The organism is Providencia vermicola (assembly GCF_010748935.1).
Classification (GTDB): Bacteria; Pseudomonadota; Gammaproteobacteria; order Enterobacterales; family Enterobacteriaceae; genus Providencia; species Providencia zhejiangensis.
The window spans coordinates 3,433,406-3,450,316 of sequence record NZ_CP048796.1; the positions used below are offsets into that span (position 1 = coordinate 3,433,406).

The window sequence follows — 16,911 nt, forward strand, 5'->3', positions numbered from 1 at the left end:
CCTATTTTAGTCAAATTCTAATTCTACCTGCTCATTACCCAGCAGAGTTCGCAGAGAGTTCAGAAGGTCATCAACGGGTGTCACACGCCAAATAACCCCAAATTTAAGTTTGGCTCTGGCGTCATCCTTCTGATAATACAAATGAACCGGAATCGTTCCTGAACGATGGGGTTCAAGAGTGCTGCGAAGTCGGTTCAGCAACTGATCATTAATTTGTTTATCTGACAGTGAAATAGCAAGTCCTCGCGCATATTTTTCCCTTGCTTCACTAATATCCATTAACTCCCGTACTGTCATTTTATTACCACCGTTAAAATCATCAAAGCTGACCTGACCGGTGGCAATCAGGATAGTGTCTTTTTCCAGCAAGTGCTGGTATTTATCTAGTGCATCTGAAAATAACATAATATCCAGACGACCGGAACGATCATCAAGCGTACAAATTCCGATTCGATTGCCGCGCTTAGTCGTAATAACTTTGGCCGAAAGTACTAAACCTACCACAGTTGTCACTTGACCACGAGGGGTTGGGTTCACATCTTTTAATCTTAAACCATTAGTATAGCGCTCGATCTCACTTAAGTAGCGCGTTATTGGGTGCCCTGTCAAGTAAAGCCCCAATGTTTCTCGCTCGCCATCAAGTACGACTTGATCAGGCCATTTGGGGACGCTTGCGTATGAACTTTCTACTTGTTCGGGTGCTTCCGCCAGCACACCAAACATATCCGTTTGCCCGATAGCTTCTGCTTTTGCATGCTGATCCGCCGCTTTCAAAGCATCTTCTAATGAAGACATCAAGGCCGCACGATGGGGACCTAAATGATCAAATGCCCCCGCCATGATCAGTTTTTCCATAACACGGCGGTTAATTTTTTTCAGATCAACGCGAGCACAAAGATCAAATATTTCTTTAAATATACCACCTTTCTGGCGAGCTTCGATAATGGCTTCGATCGGCCCTTCACCAACCCCTTTGATGGCACCAATGCCATAAACAATTTCACCTTCATCGTTAACATGAAAATGATAAAGTCCACTATTAATATCAGGTGGTAATACTTTCAATCCCATCCGCCAACATTCGTCGACGAGACCGACAACCTTTTCGGTATTATCCATATCCGCCGTCATTACCGCAGCCATAAATTCAGCTGGATAGTGAGCTTTCAGCCACAATGTTTGATACGAAACCAGAGCATAAGCCGCTGAGTGAGACTTGTTAAATCCATAACCAGCAAACTTTTCTACCAGATCAAAGATTTTCATCGACAGTTCCCCATCGACTCCATTTTTGATCGCGCCCTCTTCAAAAACAGAACGCTGTTTCGCCATCTCTTCGGGTTTCTTTTTCCCCATTGCACGGCGCAACATATCTGCGCCACCTAGCGTATAACCCGCTAATACCTGTGCAATCTGCATAACCTGTTCTTGGTATAAGATAATACCGTAAGTTGGCTCCAAGACAGGTTTTAATGATTCATGTTGCCACTGTACGTCTGGGTATGAGATCTCTTCACGACCATGTTTACGGTCGATAAAGTTATCTACCATCCCTGATTGCAATGGACCAGGACGGAACAAGGCAACCAATGCGATCATATCTTCAAAACAGTCAGGACGTAGCCGCTTGATCAGATCTTTCATGCCTCGGGATTCCAGCTGGAATACCGCGGTCGTTTCTGAACGTTGCAACATATCAAAACTTTTTTGATCATCCAGCGGGATTGCGGCAATGTCGATAGGCTCAAGCCCTTTCTTGGCTCGCCTTGCATTGATCATCTCTAATGCCCAGTTGATGATCGTTAGGGTACGTAACCCCAAAAAGTCGAACTTGACCAACCCCGCATATTCGACATCATTTTTATCGAACTGAGTAACTGGGTTATTACCTTCCGCATCACAATAAAGCGGCGCAAAGTCTGTAATTTTGGTGGGGGCAATAACAACGCCCCCCGCATGTTTTCCTGCGTTACGCGTGACACCTTCAAGTTTACGCGCCATATCAATCAGCGCTTTAACTTCTTCATCTGCCTCGTAAATTTCAGGTAACTGTGGTTCGGCTTCAAATGCCTTATCTAGAGTCATACCCGGATCAGGAGGAACCAATTTCGAAATCCGATCCACGAAGCCATACGGATGCCCCAATACTCGCCCTACGTCGCGGATCACCGCTTTTGCGGCCATAGTACCGAATGTAATAATCTGAGAAACGGCATCTCGCCCATACATTTGAGCAACGTGGTCAATCACCTGATCACGTTTTTCCATACAAAAGTCGACGTCAAAGTCCGGCATGGAAACACGTTCTGGGTTTAAGAATCGTTCAAAAAGGAGGTCGAACTCCAAGGGATCCAAATCGGTAATTTTCAGCGCATATGCAACAAGTGACCCCGCACCGGAACCACGCCCTGGACCAACTGGTACGCCATTATCTTTCGACCATTGAATAAACTCCATCACGATCAAAAAGTAACCAGGGAACCCCATTTGGTTAATAACGTTAAGCTCAATGTCTAAACGCTCATCATATTCAGGTCGTCTTTCTGCTCTCACTTTCTCATCAGGGAATAGAAACTCGAGGCGCTCTTCTAATCCTTCTTTTGAGCGCATAACCAAAAAGTCTTCTGTTTTCATGTCCCCAGTAGGGAATTGGGGGAGAAAGTACTCACCGAGACGAATGGTGACATTACAACGCTTAGCAATCTCTACACTATTTTCAAGCGCTTCAGGGATGTCGGCGAATAGCTCGCACATCTCTTCTTCCGTACGTAAGTATTGCTGAGGGCTATATTTTTTAGGCCTTTTAGGGTCAGATAAGGTAAATCCGTCATGGATTGCTACACGTATTTCATGAGCATCAAAATCGCTACTTTCAATAAAGCGTACATCATTCGTTGCAACAACCGGCAAACCACGCTGTGTGGCAAGCTCCACCGCCGCATGCAAATAGCTTTCTTCATCAGGCCTTCCTGTTCTAATTAATTCAAGATAATAACAACCAGGAAAGTGGGTTTCATAAAATGCTAAGCATTCATCAACCAGCGTTTGATTACCACGTAATAAAAACTGCCCGACATCCCCTTGGCGGCCACCAGACAGTAAAATCAGTCCTTCTTTATGTTTTACCAGCCAATCACGGTGAATGGTCGGGCCAATCGCACCGTAACCTTTTTGATACGCTTCTGAGATCAAAAGAGTTAGGTTTTGATACCCTTCATTGTTACGAGCCAACACGGTTAAGTGTGCGATTTCGTCGCCGAGTTGCTCGCTTTCAACAAAAAAGTCAGCCCCAATGATGGGTTTGATACCAGCACCGTGCGCTGCTCCATAGAATTTTACTAAACCGCACAGGTTCGTAAAATCGGTAATAGCAAGTGCTGGCATCCCCATTGCTGCCACTTTTTTGACTAATGGGCCAGTTTTTGCCAGCCCATCAATCATTGAATAATCACTATGAACACGTAAGTGAATAAAACGAGGTTCAGCCATCTAATTTATACTCAATTTTTCGCTTCTAATGCACGACGCACTGGAGCAAAACTCTTACGATGAAATTTTGTTGCACCAAATTGTGCGAGTTTTTCTAAATGATATGCGGTTGGATAGCCTTTATGCTTAGCAAAACCATATTCAGGGTAAGCTATATCCAACTCAACCATCTCACGATCTCTAACCACTTTTGCTAAAATGGAAGCGGCGCTGATTTCCTGAACTAAACTATCACCTTTGACGACGGCTTGTGAAGGCATCGATAATGTAGGGCAACGATTGCCATCCACTAAGACAAAATCCGGTGTCATACTTAAACCAGCAACGGCCCGCTGCATCGCCAACATTGTTGCATGCAGAATATTGAGTTCATCAATTTCTTCTGGTTCTGCTCGGCCAATACACCAACATAAGGCTTTTTCTTGGATTTCAACAAACAGCTTTTCGCGCTTTTTTTCCGTTAATTTTTTCGAATCCGTCAAACCGATGATCGGTTTGGTAGGATCTAATATGACCGCGGCGGTGACAACCGCCCCCACCAACGGACCACGTCCGACTTCATCTACGCCAGCAATTAAGTTGGCTTTAGGGTATATAAAATCCATTAATTTCGAACCAAATCCAATACAGCATCAGCCGCTTGTTTATCTGCATCGCAGCGAATCAATTGGTGAAGCTGTAAAAATGTTGCTTTTAACTGTTCCACCTGCTCCCCCCCTTCCAATAATGGAATTAACTGCTGAGCTAAATTATCAGGTTGGCACTCTTCTTGGAGCAACTCTTTAACTATTTCTTTTTCAGCCAGTAAGTTTGGCAGTGAAACATAAGGTGTTTTCACTAACCGTTTTGCTAACCAAAAAGTGAAAGGCTTCATACGGTAGCCAACCACCATCGGACACTTGGTTAACATGCATTCCAACGCAGCAGTACCCGAGGCAAGTAGGGTCGCATCCGCCGCGATCATGGCATCTCTAGCCTGCCCATCTAACAGATGAATCGTTAACTCAGGGGCGACCTGTTGACGAATCGATTCAAATTGCTCACGACGTTTTTGATTGACGAGAGGTACAACAATATGCAGGTCAATAAAGTGCTGGTGCAAAATTTTAGCGGTTTGTAAAAAATCAGCACTGAGCATTTCGACTTCAGAGTGCCGACTTCCCGGTAATAGCGCTAAACATTTTCCTTCCTCAGGTATACCAAGACGTTGTCTTGCCGCTATTTTATCGACATGAAGAGGAATTGCATCGGCCATGGTATGCCCAATAAAGCGGCACGGAACATTAAAGCGATCATAAAACGCTTTTTCAAAAGGTAAAAAAGCAAGCACTAAGTTTGTCGAGCGCCCAATTTTGAAAACACGCTTTTGTCGCCATGCCCAAACGGATGGACTAACATAATGAATAGTTTTAATGCCTTTTGATTTTAATTTGCCTTCAAGGGTAATATTAAAATCAGGTGCATCAATACCGACAAAAATATCTGGCTGCAACTGTGTAAAGCGTTTGGTCAGGTCTTTACGAATAGAAAGTAACCGAGGGAGCCGACCTAATACTTCAACGACACCCATCACTGCCAACTCTTCCATTTCATACCAAGCTTCACAACCTTCCGCTTGCATTAAAGGCCCCGCCACGCCAACAAAACGTGCATCAGGAACTTGTTCTTTCAGTGCTCGGATAAGCCCAGCGCCGAGTATATCGCCAGATGTTTCTCCAGCAACAAGGCCGATAGTCAGTGGGCGGTTATGATTCGCCAAAATTCTCTCCTTAGGGGCTGCTTACCTTTGGTGGTCAATTTTTATTCGCATTAAACCGTTTTATCTCGACAAAAATTCTTAACATAAAAAAAACGGTTTTTATCGAACCCGAGGGCTACGCTTTCTAATTTTCGGTTTAAATGAACCTAATTTTATTCAATATCATACTTGAATCATCAGCTTATTAATTCCCTTAAATCAGGGTAATAATAAACAACAAAGGTAAACAACCCCCGGCTAACGACCTGACTTCACTCGCGTAAAGAACAATTAGCGAATAATACCACGGTTAGACTCAGCCGAGTTTTCAAGGAAATCACTGAAAACTTTTACGTGAGGATTTGCTTGAGCAAGCTCGGCAATTTCACTACGTGCTTCTTCAAGTGACTTGCCTGAACGATAAAGGGTTTTATAAGCATTACGGATCGCATGCAAAGACTCTTTATCAAAGCCGCGGCGCTTTAAGCCTTCAATGTTTAGGCCATAAGGCGTTGCATGGTTACCTTGTGCGATAACGTAAGGGGGGACATCTTGTGCCACACCAGAACAACCACCAACCATAACGTGAGCACCAATTTGACAAAACTGGTGAACAGCAGTCATACCGCCAATTATCGCGAAATCACCTAAAATAACATGGCCACCCAATGTACCGTTGTTGGCAATGATACAACGGTTACCAATAATACAGTCGTGAGCGATATGCACGTTGACCATAAATAGGTTGTCATCACCCACTTTGGTCAAGCTACCACCTTGGGTTGTGCCACGATGGATAGTCACACTTTCTCTAATCCGGTTTCTGTCACCGATTTCGACGCGTGTTGGCTCACCTTGATATTTCAGATCTTGGTTAATTTCACCAATCGAAGCAAACTGAAAGATCACATTATCACGACCAATTTTGGTATAGCCATTAATGACAATGTGAGATTTGAGCTCAGTGCCTTCACCTATTTCAACGTTAGCACCAATATAACAAAAAGGGCCAATACGAACATTGGCACCGATAATAGCTCCATCTTCGACAATCGATGAGGGATGAATACAGGCTGTTTTATCAATCATATCAGACCTCACGGCGACGGGCGCACATCATTTCAGCTTCGCAGGCCACTTCTCCATCTACTTTTGCAACACCTTTAAAACGTGCAACGCCACGACGTTCTTTAATGAACTCGACTTCGAGGATCATTTGATCTCCCGGTAATACAGGACGTTTGAAACGCGCATTATCAATCGCTGCAAAATAATACAATTCACCCGGCTCTAGTTTACCGACACTTTTAAATGCCAGAATACCTGTAGCTTGTGCCATGGCTTCTAGAATCAATACGCCTGGGAAAATCGGTTTGCCTGGAAAATGCCCTTGGAAAAATGGCTCATTAAATGAAACATTTTTTACTGCACGCAGAGATTTTCCTTTTTCAAAATCCAGTACGCGATCAACCAAAAGGAACGGATAGCGGTGTGGAAGTAGTTCTAAAATCTCTTCAATATTCAGAGTATGATTATCACTCATCGAAATACTCTTCCTGTCTATAAATACAATTTAATTAACGAATCGGCCTGCTTTAACCATAAACTTAGGTTAACTGGCAGGCCGGAAAAACGTAACTCAGTCACTTATTTTAACCTGAATTACAAAATGATTACTGTTTTTTTTGAGTTTGGCTGTCCAATTCACGTTCAACAGCTTTCAAACGCTTATTCATCTCATTGATATTCAAAACTAACGCTGCTGTTTTACGCCAAACTTTATTAGGCTGTAAAGGAATACCAGAAGAGTATACACCAGGTTCTGTGATTGGTCTCATAACCATTCCCATACCTGTGACGGTCACCTTATCACAAATTTCCATATGACCATTAATGACGCTGGCGCCACCAATCATACAGTAGCGACCTATTTTTAAACTGCCAGCCATGATAACGCCACCGGCGACAGCGGTCCCCTCGCCAATATTAACGTTATGCGCTATCTGGCATTGGTTATCAATAATGACATTGCTACCAATAACCGTGTTATCCAATGCGCCACGATCAATCGTTGTGCAGGCACCAATTTCGACGCGATCACCAATAATAACTGTGCCGAGTTGCGGTATTTTAACCCAATTGCCACGGTCATTTGCGTAACCAAAACCATCGGAACCAATCACCGTACCTGACTGGATCAAACATTGCTCACCGATTTCAACATGATGATAGATACTAACATTCGCCCAGAGACGACTACCGGCACCAATACGGGCATGTTTACCCACAAAACAACCCGCACCAATTACAACGTTATCACCAAGCACAACACCACTTTCAATAACCGCATTTGCACCTATCGCCACGTTGCTACCAACCTGCGCATCTTCAGCGATAACTGCTGAAGGGTGAATGTTTTCTGCTGGACTTGGTGTGGTATCCATGATTTGTGCCATGCGTGCATAAGCAAGGTAAGGATTATCAACCACCAGCGCTGCAACCTTACAAGCACTAAGGTCTTTAGCTGTTAACACAACCGCAGCAGCCTGACACTCTGCAAGTTTATCGCTATAACGGCTATCTGACAGGAATGTGATTTGTTGATTATTTGCTGAATACATCGGAGCAATACCGGTGATGACAATATTGCCATCACCGTGTAACTGTGCATTCAACTGCTGAGCAAGGTCAGCCAATCGAATTGAGGACATCTATTATTTAACCTGCTTTTGAACCTGACTGGTAATGTCTACGCTATCTTTTGCATAAGCAACTGCATTTGCATCGATAACCACATCATAGCCTTCTTTGGCAGCGACAGATTTAATAGAATCCTGAATACGGCTTAGGATTTTGTTACGTTCTTCCATTTGACGACGACGATTGTCTTCTTCAAATTTCTGAGCTTTTTCTGCAAACTGATCACGCTTGGTCATCAGCTCTTTTTCTTGTTTTTCACGTTCGCTTTGCTTCATTGTTGCACCGTCACGACGCAATTTTTCGACACGTGACTGTAGATCTTTTTCCAAGTTCTGCAACTCTGTCGCACGGCTTTTAAATTCGCTTTCAAGCTGTTTAGCAACGGCTTCGCGTGCTGGCATGTTTTGGAAAATTTCACCAACGTTCACGACAGCAATTTTATCTGCATAAGCACCCGCAGACATAGCCAAAGCCAGACTCACACCCGCCGCACACAACAATTTTTTCACACGAAACTCCTTAACCCATATTTATGGCTGGAAATTTTAGTTACCCTCACATTAATGTGTGAGGGCTTTCCTTAAATAGACACAGTCTAGATTACCATGTTCTACCAATATTAAATTGGAACTGTTCTGATTTATCCCCTTCGTAGTCCTTAATAGGCTGCGCATAGGAGAAGACCAGAGGTCCAAGTGGTGACATCCATTGTAAAGCAACCCCAGCGGAAGCTCGAATATTCGTCGCTTTACCATAATCAGGCATGCCTGCACGCCACTCAGGATTAATACTATTCCAATTGGTATCCCACACGGTTCCTGCATCAACAAATAATGATGTTCTCACCGTATTCGCATATTTCTCATCAATGAATGGTGTTGGTGTAATCAGCTCAAAAGACGCTGCATACATTGCGTTACCACCAACGGCATCACTCGATGGGCTACCTGGTTCTGGGCCGACTTTGCCATTCACATTTTTCAGATAAACCGCTTTTGGCCCGATGTTATTAGAGCGGAAACCACGAATAGTACTTGAACCACCCGCATAGAAGTTTTCGTAGAATGGCATTTGCTTACTGCCGATACCATCACCGAAACCTGCTTGTGCACGACCTAAGATAACCCACGTTTCATCTTCGTTGAGTGGAACGTATTGAGCGGTGTCGAAACGCAGTTTATAGTACTCGTTATCAGAGCCTGGAACAGTAATCTTACCTGAAACACTGGTTTTATTACCCGATGTTGGGAAGAAACCACGGTTCAATGAATTATAAGTCCAACCTACGTTAACAGTGAAGTCATCTGCATTAAACTTCTCTTTATTGCGGCCATCATCATTGATTGGTGGTTTATCTCCCATTGAGTAGAGGTAATCCCACATCGCGGCTTGCGGACGCATATCAGACAATGAGTTATGAACATAACCTGCGCCGAGGCGGAATGAGTTATTTTCATTGAATGGGAAGCTTAAGAAGCTATCTAAACCATAAGTCTTATTCGTATAACCAGACAGGTCTGCATCTTTTGCACGGAAGTCATTATAGAATATACGACCGCCTAAACTCACACCGTTAACGGTAAAGTAAGGATCCGTAAATGACATCTCAACGTTGGTTGAGTAATCATTTTTACTTGCGTTGATCCCAACAGCATTACCTGTTCCCAACCAGTTATCTTGGGTGACACCAACTTGGAAACTCACACCACTCTCAGTACCAAAACCGACACCAAAGTTCATGGAACCTGTATTACGTTCTTTCACTTTGTAAACCACGTCGACTTGGTCTGGGCTACCTGGGATCCGTTGAGTTTCAACATCAACTGTTTCAAAGAAACCTGTACGATTGAGACGTTCTTTACCTAATTCAACTAAGTCGTTCCCCAGCCAAGCCCCTTCCATCTGACGCATTTCACGACGGAGAACAGAGTCTTTACTCGTATCATTACCTTGGAAACGAATTTGGCGAACATAGAAACGGTTACCTGCATCGATATTAACATGCAGTTTAACTGTTTTATCTTCATCATTGATTTCAGGCTGCGTCATTACACGAGGATAGGCATAACCATAACGACCGAGAAGGTCCTTAATTTTATTTTCCATACTCGTCACTTGGGTGCCGTTATACAATTCACCCGGCGTGATCGTAATGAGTTCTTGAATTTCCGTTAGATGATCTGCGGTATTACCATTAATTTCCACACCAGAGATCTTATATTGATCGCCTTCAGTGACATTAATCGTAATGTAGATATCTTTTTTGTCTGGCGTCAAGCTGACTTGAGTGGAGTCGATGTTGAAACGCGCATAGCCACGATCAAGATAGAAGCTACGCAGAGTTTCTAAGTCACCAGCCAGTTTTTGTTTTTGATATTTTTGGTCTGCCGCTAAGTTCCACCATGGTACATCATCGCGTAATTGGAATTTGTTAACCAATTCTGCCGTCGTGTAATTTTTGTTACCCACAACGTTAATCTGCTGAATTTTTGCAGACACGCCTTCAGAGAACACAAATTTTAAATCAACACGGTTACGCGGCAGTGGCGTAGCAACGGCTTTTACTGTCGCGTTGTATTTACCAACGCTATAGTAGAAGTCTTCTAGACCCTTCTCAATGTTCGCTATCGTCGTACGGTCAAGAGCTTCACCGACACGAATGTTTGATGCTTCCAAGTTTTGTTTGAGCATATCATCTTTAACAGATTTATTGCCTGTAAAAGTGATACTCGCGATGGTTGGTCGCTCTTTAACTTGAACGATCAGCGTGTTTCCATCACGCAGGACCCTAACATCTTCGAAGTTGCCGGTAGAGAATAGAGAACGGATTGAACGGCTAATATCTTCGTTATCAATCGAGTCACCTACCCTAACAGGCATGTTCAATAATGCTGCACCAACGGCGACGCGTTGTAGACCTTCGAAACGAATGTCCTTAACTACGAATCCGTCTGAACCGTATGCAGTGGCGCTGCCAAACAGCAGCGACGCTATGAGCAACTTTTTCATCGCCATCGTTGTTATGCGTATTCCTTACTGGTCCCCAGCTTACTTGTTAGAAGCGAGAGAAATCATTAAAAAGTGCAAGTCCCATTAACAGAATCAATGCCATTGCACCTATCCGATAACTAAAGTCTTGTACTCGCTCAGACACTGGACTCCCTTTAATTTTTTCAATTAACAGGAAGAGCAAGTGCCCCCCATCTAAAACAGGCAATGGAAACAAATTGATAATGCCCAAGTTCACGCTTATCAGCGCAATGAACATCAAATAATATACCAAGCCTGATTCTGCCGATACCCCCGCACCTTTAGCGATCGATATCGGTCCACTCAAGTTGTTAAGTTTGACATCCCCAACAACTAATTTACCCATCATATTGACGGTCAGTTTCATTAACTGCCATGTTTTATCGCTAGCTTGATAAATAGCAGCGAATGGTCCGTATTGCTGTACCATTCTGTATTCATCCGCTAACGGTAACACTGTTAGTTCAACTCCCGCAAATCCAATTTGCTTTCCATTCTTTCCATTTTGGCTGTCTGGCGTCAATACCAGCGCAATGACCTGATTATTTCTTTCAACCTCTAATTTCAATGGCTGATTCGGACTATTACGAATAAATCGAGTCACTGGATTCCACAGATCGACGGCTTCCCCATTTACGCTAACAATTCTATCCCCAGGTTGTAAACCCGCGCGTTCAGCCGCAAGGCCCGGTGACACTTTCGATATCACAGGGTCGATTCGAGCAGAAACAGGCATGAGCCCTATGGAAAGAACAGGGTCTTGTGTTTCAGGATCAAATTGCCATGTGGTTAAATCAACCGTTTTGGTGATAGGTTCATTAAACCCTTGAGGTATCACCTCCATCGTGAGTTCACGATCACCAATTTTTCCCACTAGCGCTAAACGAATTGCATTCCAGTCAGGCGTTTCGATACCATCAATCGATTTTAGTTCCATACCCGGCGAAATATTGGCTGTCGCCGCAATCGATCCGGATTTGACATCTTCAACCACTGGGCGTACTGACGGAATACCAATCATAAACACCACCCAGTAGACAACAATTGCTAGTAAAAAGTTCGCAATTGGTCCTGCGCTAATAATCGCGGCTCTCTGTCCAATGGTTTTATTGTTAAATGCCATATGACGACGTTCAGGTGACACATCACCGACACGCTCATCAAGCATTTTGACGTAGCCACCTAATGGGATCATGGCAATAACAAATTCAGTACCTTGTCGGTCTACCTTACGCCATAACGTTTTCCCAAACCCGATCGAAAAACGTTCGACATAAACGCCACAGCGACGTGCGATCCAAAAGTGCCCAAATTCATGTACGGTAATTAACACGCCAATGGCGATAATAAATGCCGCTAAACTCCAAAAAAAGCCCATGTCTTATCCTAGAGACCAAATCCATTAAAAACTAATAAATTTAAACCCGCAAATACTGGTATCGCTGCTGTTAGACTATCAATTCGGTCAAGAATTCCACCATGCCCCGGAATTAAATGACTACTGTCCTTAATGTCTGATTGGCGCTTAAACATACTTTCAGTCAAATCACCGAATACAGATACTACAACAACAATAATTGATGTAACTAGCAAATAATCCGGCATGACAGGGATTGGCGCGAATAAACTAAATAGCCAAGAGATGATACCTGCCGTGATTAAGCCACCGACTAATCCTTCCCACGTTTTACCGGGGGAGACTCTTGGTGCCATTTTATGGCGTCCCATCGTACGCCCAAATGCGTAGGCGCCAGAATCTGCGCCCCATACCAGCAACATAACATAGAGTAACCACCAAGCACCAAAGAAAGTGTCACTGTGGTAACCAATCGTTCTGAGTACCATCATCCCACAATAGAAAGGAATGATCGTTAACACACCAAATAGTAGGCGTATCACTACTGATTGACCCCATGTTTTTGCCGATGTCGGGAAAGTAACGACAAGCAAAATTGCCACAAGCCACCAAACAAGGCCAGCCCATAAACCATATAATATTAGCGGCTCATTCTCCAAATGTATCATGTCAGCAAAAGAGCATTGCATCGCCAATAACACGACAGCAAAAACAATCGCGAGGCCAATGCGTTTAGGTTGAGTACGCCAACCTGCAAATTGTGCCCATTCCCACGCCCCTAATGCACATACCGCGATCACCACATAACCAAAAGCAGCGGGTGACAGTAAAAAAAGCGCAGCAATGACCAGCGGTATTAACACTATCGCTGTTAGTAAACGATATTTCAGCACAATTGACCCCTTTTATTTAACGAGCTCATCATCTGACTCAGCCCCACCATAACGCCGCTCGCGTTGACTAAAAGCATTAATTGCATCCTGAAACACCATTTCATCAAAATCTGGCCACAGTACATTGGTGAAATAGAATTCCGCATAAGCAACCTGCCATAATAAAAAGTTACTGATACGATGTTCACCACCTGTCCTGATAACTAAATCAACATTATCTTGGTCATGCATGCATACATAACTATTGATTGTTTCTTCATTGATATCATCAATAGACAATTGCCCATTTTGCACGCGCTCAAAAATTTGCTTCATACTATTGGCAATATCCCAACGACCACCATAGTTTGCTGCAATATTTAACCTTAACCCAGTATTATTTGCAGTCAGTTCTTCGGCTTTTTGGATACGTTTTTGAAGGCGTTCACTAAATCGACTTTTATCACCAATAATCAATAATTTTACATTATTCTTATGCAGATTTTTGACTTCATTATCCAATGCAAAAACAAAAAGCTCCATCAGTGAACTGACTTCTTTTTCCGGCCGTCTCCAATTCTCACTACTAAAAGCATACAGTGTGAGTGAATTAATTTTATTTTTTACTGCAAAACGCACCGAATTACGCACAGACTCAACGCCAGCCTTATGCCCAGTTATTCTTAACTTACCTCGCTGTTTTGCCCAGCGCCCATTACCATCCATAATGATAGCAACATGCTTTGGCAACACTGAATTGGAGGAATTTTCACCACTAGAGTTCATTAAATAGTAATCCTTGTGTGCATAGCGTTGAGAATTCAGCATCATCATAACCGCTATTGTTGAATTTGCTGATAAGACACATCCTTAATTCTCCGCTAAATACTGACATTATCTTTCTTTTTTATAAGCGTCACATATTAAAGACTTATTGTGCTTATCAGCAACTAAATAAATCACATACTAGACTGAAAATGTCTGTCTGATTAATTGTTCAGCCTCACGACGCGCCTGATTATCGATGTCTAAGACCTCATCGATTGAAACAGGTTCAGATAAATGCAATTTTTCTAATGTAGCCAAGTTAATTTTTGCAATATCTGTGAAACGGATACGCCCTTCCAAAAAGGCTGCAACCGTTATTTCATTAGCGCCATTTAAAATTGTTGTAGCTGCCTGACCTTGATGGCATGCGTCGATAGCCAGTTTTAAGCAAGGATAACGTTGATAATCAGGCTGAACAAAAGTTAATGAAGATAGTTTAGAAAAATCTAACGGTTCGACCCCTGAAGAGATACGGCTCGGGTAAGCCATACTATAAGATATTGGTGTACACATATCGGGTGTACCTAACTGAGCAATCACACTGCCATCACGGTAACGCACCATAGAGTGAATAACTGACTGAGGATGGATGATCACTTCCATTTGCTGTTGAGATGCATTGAAGAAGTAGCAAGCCTCGATATATTCCAGACCTTTATTCATCATGGTTGCCGAATCAACAGAAATCTTACGCCCCATCGACCAATTAGGATGGTTGCAAGCCTCATCCGGTGTAACATTGTCTAAGTATGACAATGGCGTCTCTCTAAAAGGGCCACCGGAGCCTGTCAGGATAATACTTGATATTCCAGATGCAAAGAGATCAGCAAAGCCTAAGTTCAATTGAATATTTTCAGGCAAACTCTGGAAAATCGCATTATGTTCACTGTCAATTGGAAAGACTGTTGCACCATGTTGACGAATCTCATTAAAGAATAGACGGCCGCTGGTAATCAACGATTCCTTATTCGCTAATAAAATTCGTTTACCTTTGCGGATGGCGGCTAGTGTAGGTAAAAGCCCAGCGACTCCCGTAATCGCTGACATAACTTGGTCGGCGTCATCAAGACCGGCTAATTGAATAGCAGCTTCGCTTCCTGAGAGAACCTCTGTTTGGCAATTATTTTCAGACAAAATTGCACGTAGTGATTGTGCGGAGGCTTCATCGGCCATTGAGGCATATTGAGGTTGAAATTCAAGACATTGATGCGCCAGCTCAGTCACATTTCGGCCTGCAACCAACGCGACGATTTGAAATTTATCGCGATTATTTCTAACAACAGAAAGTGTGCTTTTACCAATTGACCCTGTTGATCCAAGAATAGTAAGACGTTTCATTATGCGGATGCTCTGTATTTACTCAATACTGAGATTATATCAGCTTGAAAGGGAAGAAAGGATTTTTATTAGATATTTTGATATGAATGAATAAAGCCATCAAAGATTTTTCTCTTGATGGCTTTATAAGCTACAGGATAGATTAAAATTCCATCAACTCAGCTTCTTTTTGTGCTAACGCCTCATCAACTTTCTTGATGTAGCCATCAGTCAGTTTTTGAATGTCATCTTGTGAGCGACGTTCATCATCTTCGCTGATTTCTTTGTCTTTCAACAATGCTTTAACTTTATCGTTAGCATCACGACGAACGTTACGTACAGCGATACGACCTTGTTCTGCTTCAGCGCGAACAACTTTGATCAGATCTTTACGACGTTCTTCCGTCAGTGGAGGAAGCGGAACACGAATAACGGTTCCAGCTGAAGATGGGTTTAAACCTAAATCCGATGCCATAATTGCTTTTTCGATCGCAGGTGACATTGAGCGATCAAAAACAGAAATAGCTAAAGTACGAGCATCTTCTACGGTGACGTTTGCTAATTGACGCAACGGTGTTGCCGCGCCATAGTAATCGACCATGATACCATCAAGTAAGCTTGGTGATGCGCGACCCGTACGCACTTTGCTGATTTGGTTTTTTAGTGCTTCAACGCTCTTTTCCATGCGGTCTTGAGCATCTTTTTTGATTTCATTAATCACGTTTTCAACCCTTAAGAACTGGTTATTAAAGGCTACTATGCAGCCTCGCTTAAATTTTCTGAATTTACATTAGATAATACAGTTAAACTCAGTTGATGTCTCTGAGTATTAATTGTGAGAAATCAGAGTTCCTTCATTTTCACCCATTACAACGCGGCGTAAAGCACCCGGTTTATTCATATTAAAAACACGGATAGGCAAGTTATGATCACGAGCTAGCGTAAATGCAGCCAAATCCATCACTTTTAATTCGCGCTCCAGCACTTCTTGATAAGTGAGAGTTTCGTACAGTACGGCATCTGGGTTCTTTGCAGGATCTGCTGAATAAACACCATCCACTTTTGTCGCTTTCAATACAACATCAGCTTCGATCTCAATACCACGTAAACAAGCAGCTGAGTCTGTTGTAAAGAATGGGTTTCCTGTTCCAGCAGAAAAAATGACAACACGGCCATGACGCAATAAACTAATAGCTTCAGCCCAGCTATAGTTATCACACACGCCGTTTAATGGGATAGCAGACATCAGTCTTGCATTCACATAAGCACGATGTAAAGCATCGCGCATGGCGAGCCCGTTCATCACAGTTGCCAGCATTCCCATATGGTCACCGACCACACGATTCATGCCCGCCTGTGCCAAACCAGCTCCACGAAACAGGTTACCACCGCCAATAACGACACCGACCTGTATACCCAGTTCTATGAGTTCTTTAATTTCCTGAGCCATACGATCTAAAACGCTAGCATCGATTCCAAAACCTTCTGCGCCTTGTAAGGCTTCGCCACTGAGCTTAAGCAGGATACGCTGATAAACGGGTTTTGCACTGGTTGCCATGGTGTTCTGTCCTACACAGATA

At 43.1% G+C, this 16,911-nt stretch carries 14 protein-coding genes; all 14 read right to left on the reverse strand.

All coding sequences use genetic code 11. The features are described 5' to 3' along the window. Positions 1-6: 6 nt before the first annotated feature. Entirely contained in the window at positions 7-3,489 is a 3,483-nt protein-coding gene (gene dnaE, locus G3341_RS15525) for a DNA polymerase III subunit alpha (RefSeq protein WP_163862849.1), read from the reverse strand. 11 nt (positions 3,490-3,500) lie between these two features. Continuing rightward, entirely contained in the window at positions 3,501-4,094 is a 594-nt protein-coding gene (gene rnhB, locus G3341_RS15530; protein ID WP_154623762.1) for a ribonuclease HII, read from the reverse strand. Next, positions 4,094-5,248: a lipid-A-disaccharide synthase gene (gene lpxB, locus G3341_RS15535; protein ID WP_154623761.1), complete on the reverse strand. Its 1,155-nt coding sequence runs from the start codon at positions 5,246-5,248 to the stop codon at positions 4,094-4,096. The genes rnhB and lpxB overlap by 1 nt, the downstream gene beginning before the upstream one ends. A 270-nt stretch (positions 5,249-5,518) precedes the next feature. Next, positions 5,519-6,316, reverse strand: a complete 798-nt coding sequence (lpxA, locus tag G3341_RS15540) for an acyl-ACP--UDP-N-acetylglucosamine O-acyltransferase (protein ID WP_154623760.1) — start codon at positions 6,314-6,316, stop codon at positions 5,519-5,521. A 1-nt stretch (position 6,317) separates the two neighbouring features. Then, on the reverse strand, positions 6,318-6,770 hold the full coding sequence (gene fabZ / locus G3341_RS15545; RefSeq protein ID WP_004916757.1) for a 3-hydroxyacyl-ACP dehydratase FabZ: 453 nt from the start codon (positions 6,768-6,770) through the stop codon (positions 6,318-6,320). A 130-nt stretch (positions 6,771-6,900) separates the two neighbouring features. Beyond that, positions 6,901-7,938, reverse strand: a complete 1,038-nt coding sequence (lpxD, locus tag G3341_RS15550; protein ID WP_154623759.1) for a UDP-3-O-(3-hydroxymyristoyl)glucosamine N-acyltransferase — start codon at positions 7,936-7,938, stop codon at positions 6,901-6,903. A 3-nt stretch (positions 7,939-7,941) separates the two neighbouring features. Continuing rightward, positions 7,942-8,436: a molecular chaperone Skp gene (gene skp, locus G3341_RS15555; RefSeq protein ID WP_163862850.1), complete on the reverse strand. Its 495-nt coding sequence runs from the start codon at positions 8,434-8,436 to the stop codon at positions 7,942-7,944. 91 nt (positions 8,437-8,527) lie between these two features. Continuing rightward, positions 8,528-10,942: an outer membrane protein assembly factor BamA gene (bamA, locus tag G3341_RS15560; RefSeq protein WP_154623758.1), complete on the reverse strand. Its 2,415-nt coding sequence runs from the start codon at positions 10,940-10,942 to the stop codon at positions 8,528-8,530. 40 nt (positions 10,943-10,982) lie between these two features. After that, the gene (gene rseP, locus G3341_RS15565; protein WP_154623757.1) at positions 10,983-12,335 is read right to left on the reverse strand and encodes a sigma E protease regulator RseP; all 1,353 of its coding nucleotides are present in this window, start codon (positions 12,333-12,335) and stop codon (positions 10,983-10,985) included. A gap of 8 nt (positions 12,336-12,343) precedes the next feature. Then, positions 12,344-13,207 carry a phosphatidate cytidylyltransferase gene (gene cdsA / locus G3341_RS15570; RefSeq protein ID WP_163862851.1) on the reverse strand — a complete coding sequence of 288 codons (864 nt, stop codon included), beginning with the start codon at positions 13,205-13,207 and terminating at the stop codon, positions 12,344-12,346. A gap of 12 nt (positions 13,208-13,219) precedes the next feature. Continuing rightward, positions 13,220-13,972: a polyprenyl diphosphate synthase gene (gene uppS, locus G3341_RS15575; RefSeq protein WP_154623756.1), complete on the reverse strand. Its 753-nt coding sequence runs from the start codon at positions 13,970-13,972 to the stop codon at positions 13,220-13,222. Between the two features lie 180 nt (positions 13,973-14,152). Further along, complete coding sequence (ispC, locus tag G3341_RS15580; RefSeq protein ID WP_154623755.1) at positions 14,153-15,352, reverse strand: 1-deoxy-D-xylulose-5-phosphate reductoisomerase; 1,200 nt, start codon at positions 15,350-15,352, stop codon at positions 14,153-14,155. A 142-nt stretch (positions 15,353-15,494) separates the two neighbouring features. Further along, the gene (gene frr / locus G3341_RS15585; protein ID WP_163862852.1) at positions 15,495-16,052 is read right to left on the reverse strand and encodes a ribosome recycling factor; all 558 of its coding nucleotides are present in this window, start codon (positions 16,050-16,052) and stop codon (positions 15,495-15,497) included. A gap of 108 nt (positions 16,053-16,160) precedes the next feature. Then, positions 16,161-16,889: a UMP kinase gene (pyrH, locus tag G3341_RS15590; protein WP_154623754.1), complete on the reverse strand. Its 729-nt coding sequence runs from the start codon at positions 16,887-16,889 to the stop codon at positions 16,161-16,163. Positions 16,890-16,911: the final 22 nt, after the last annotated feature.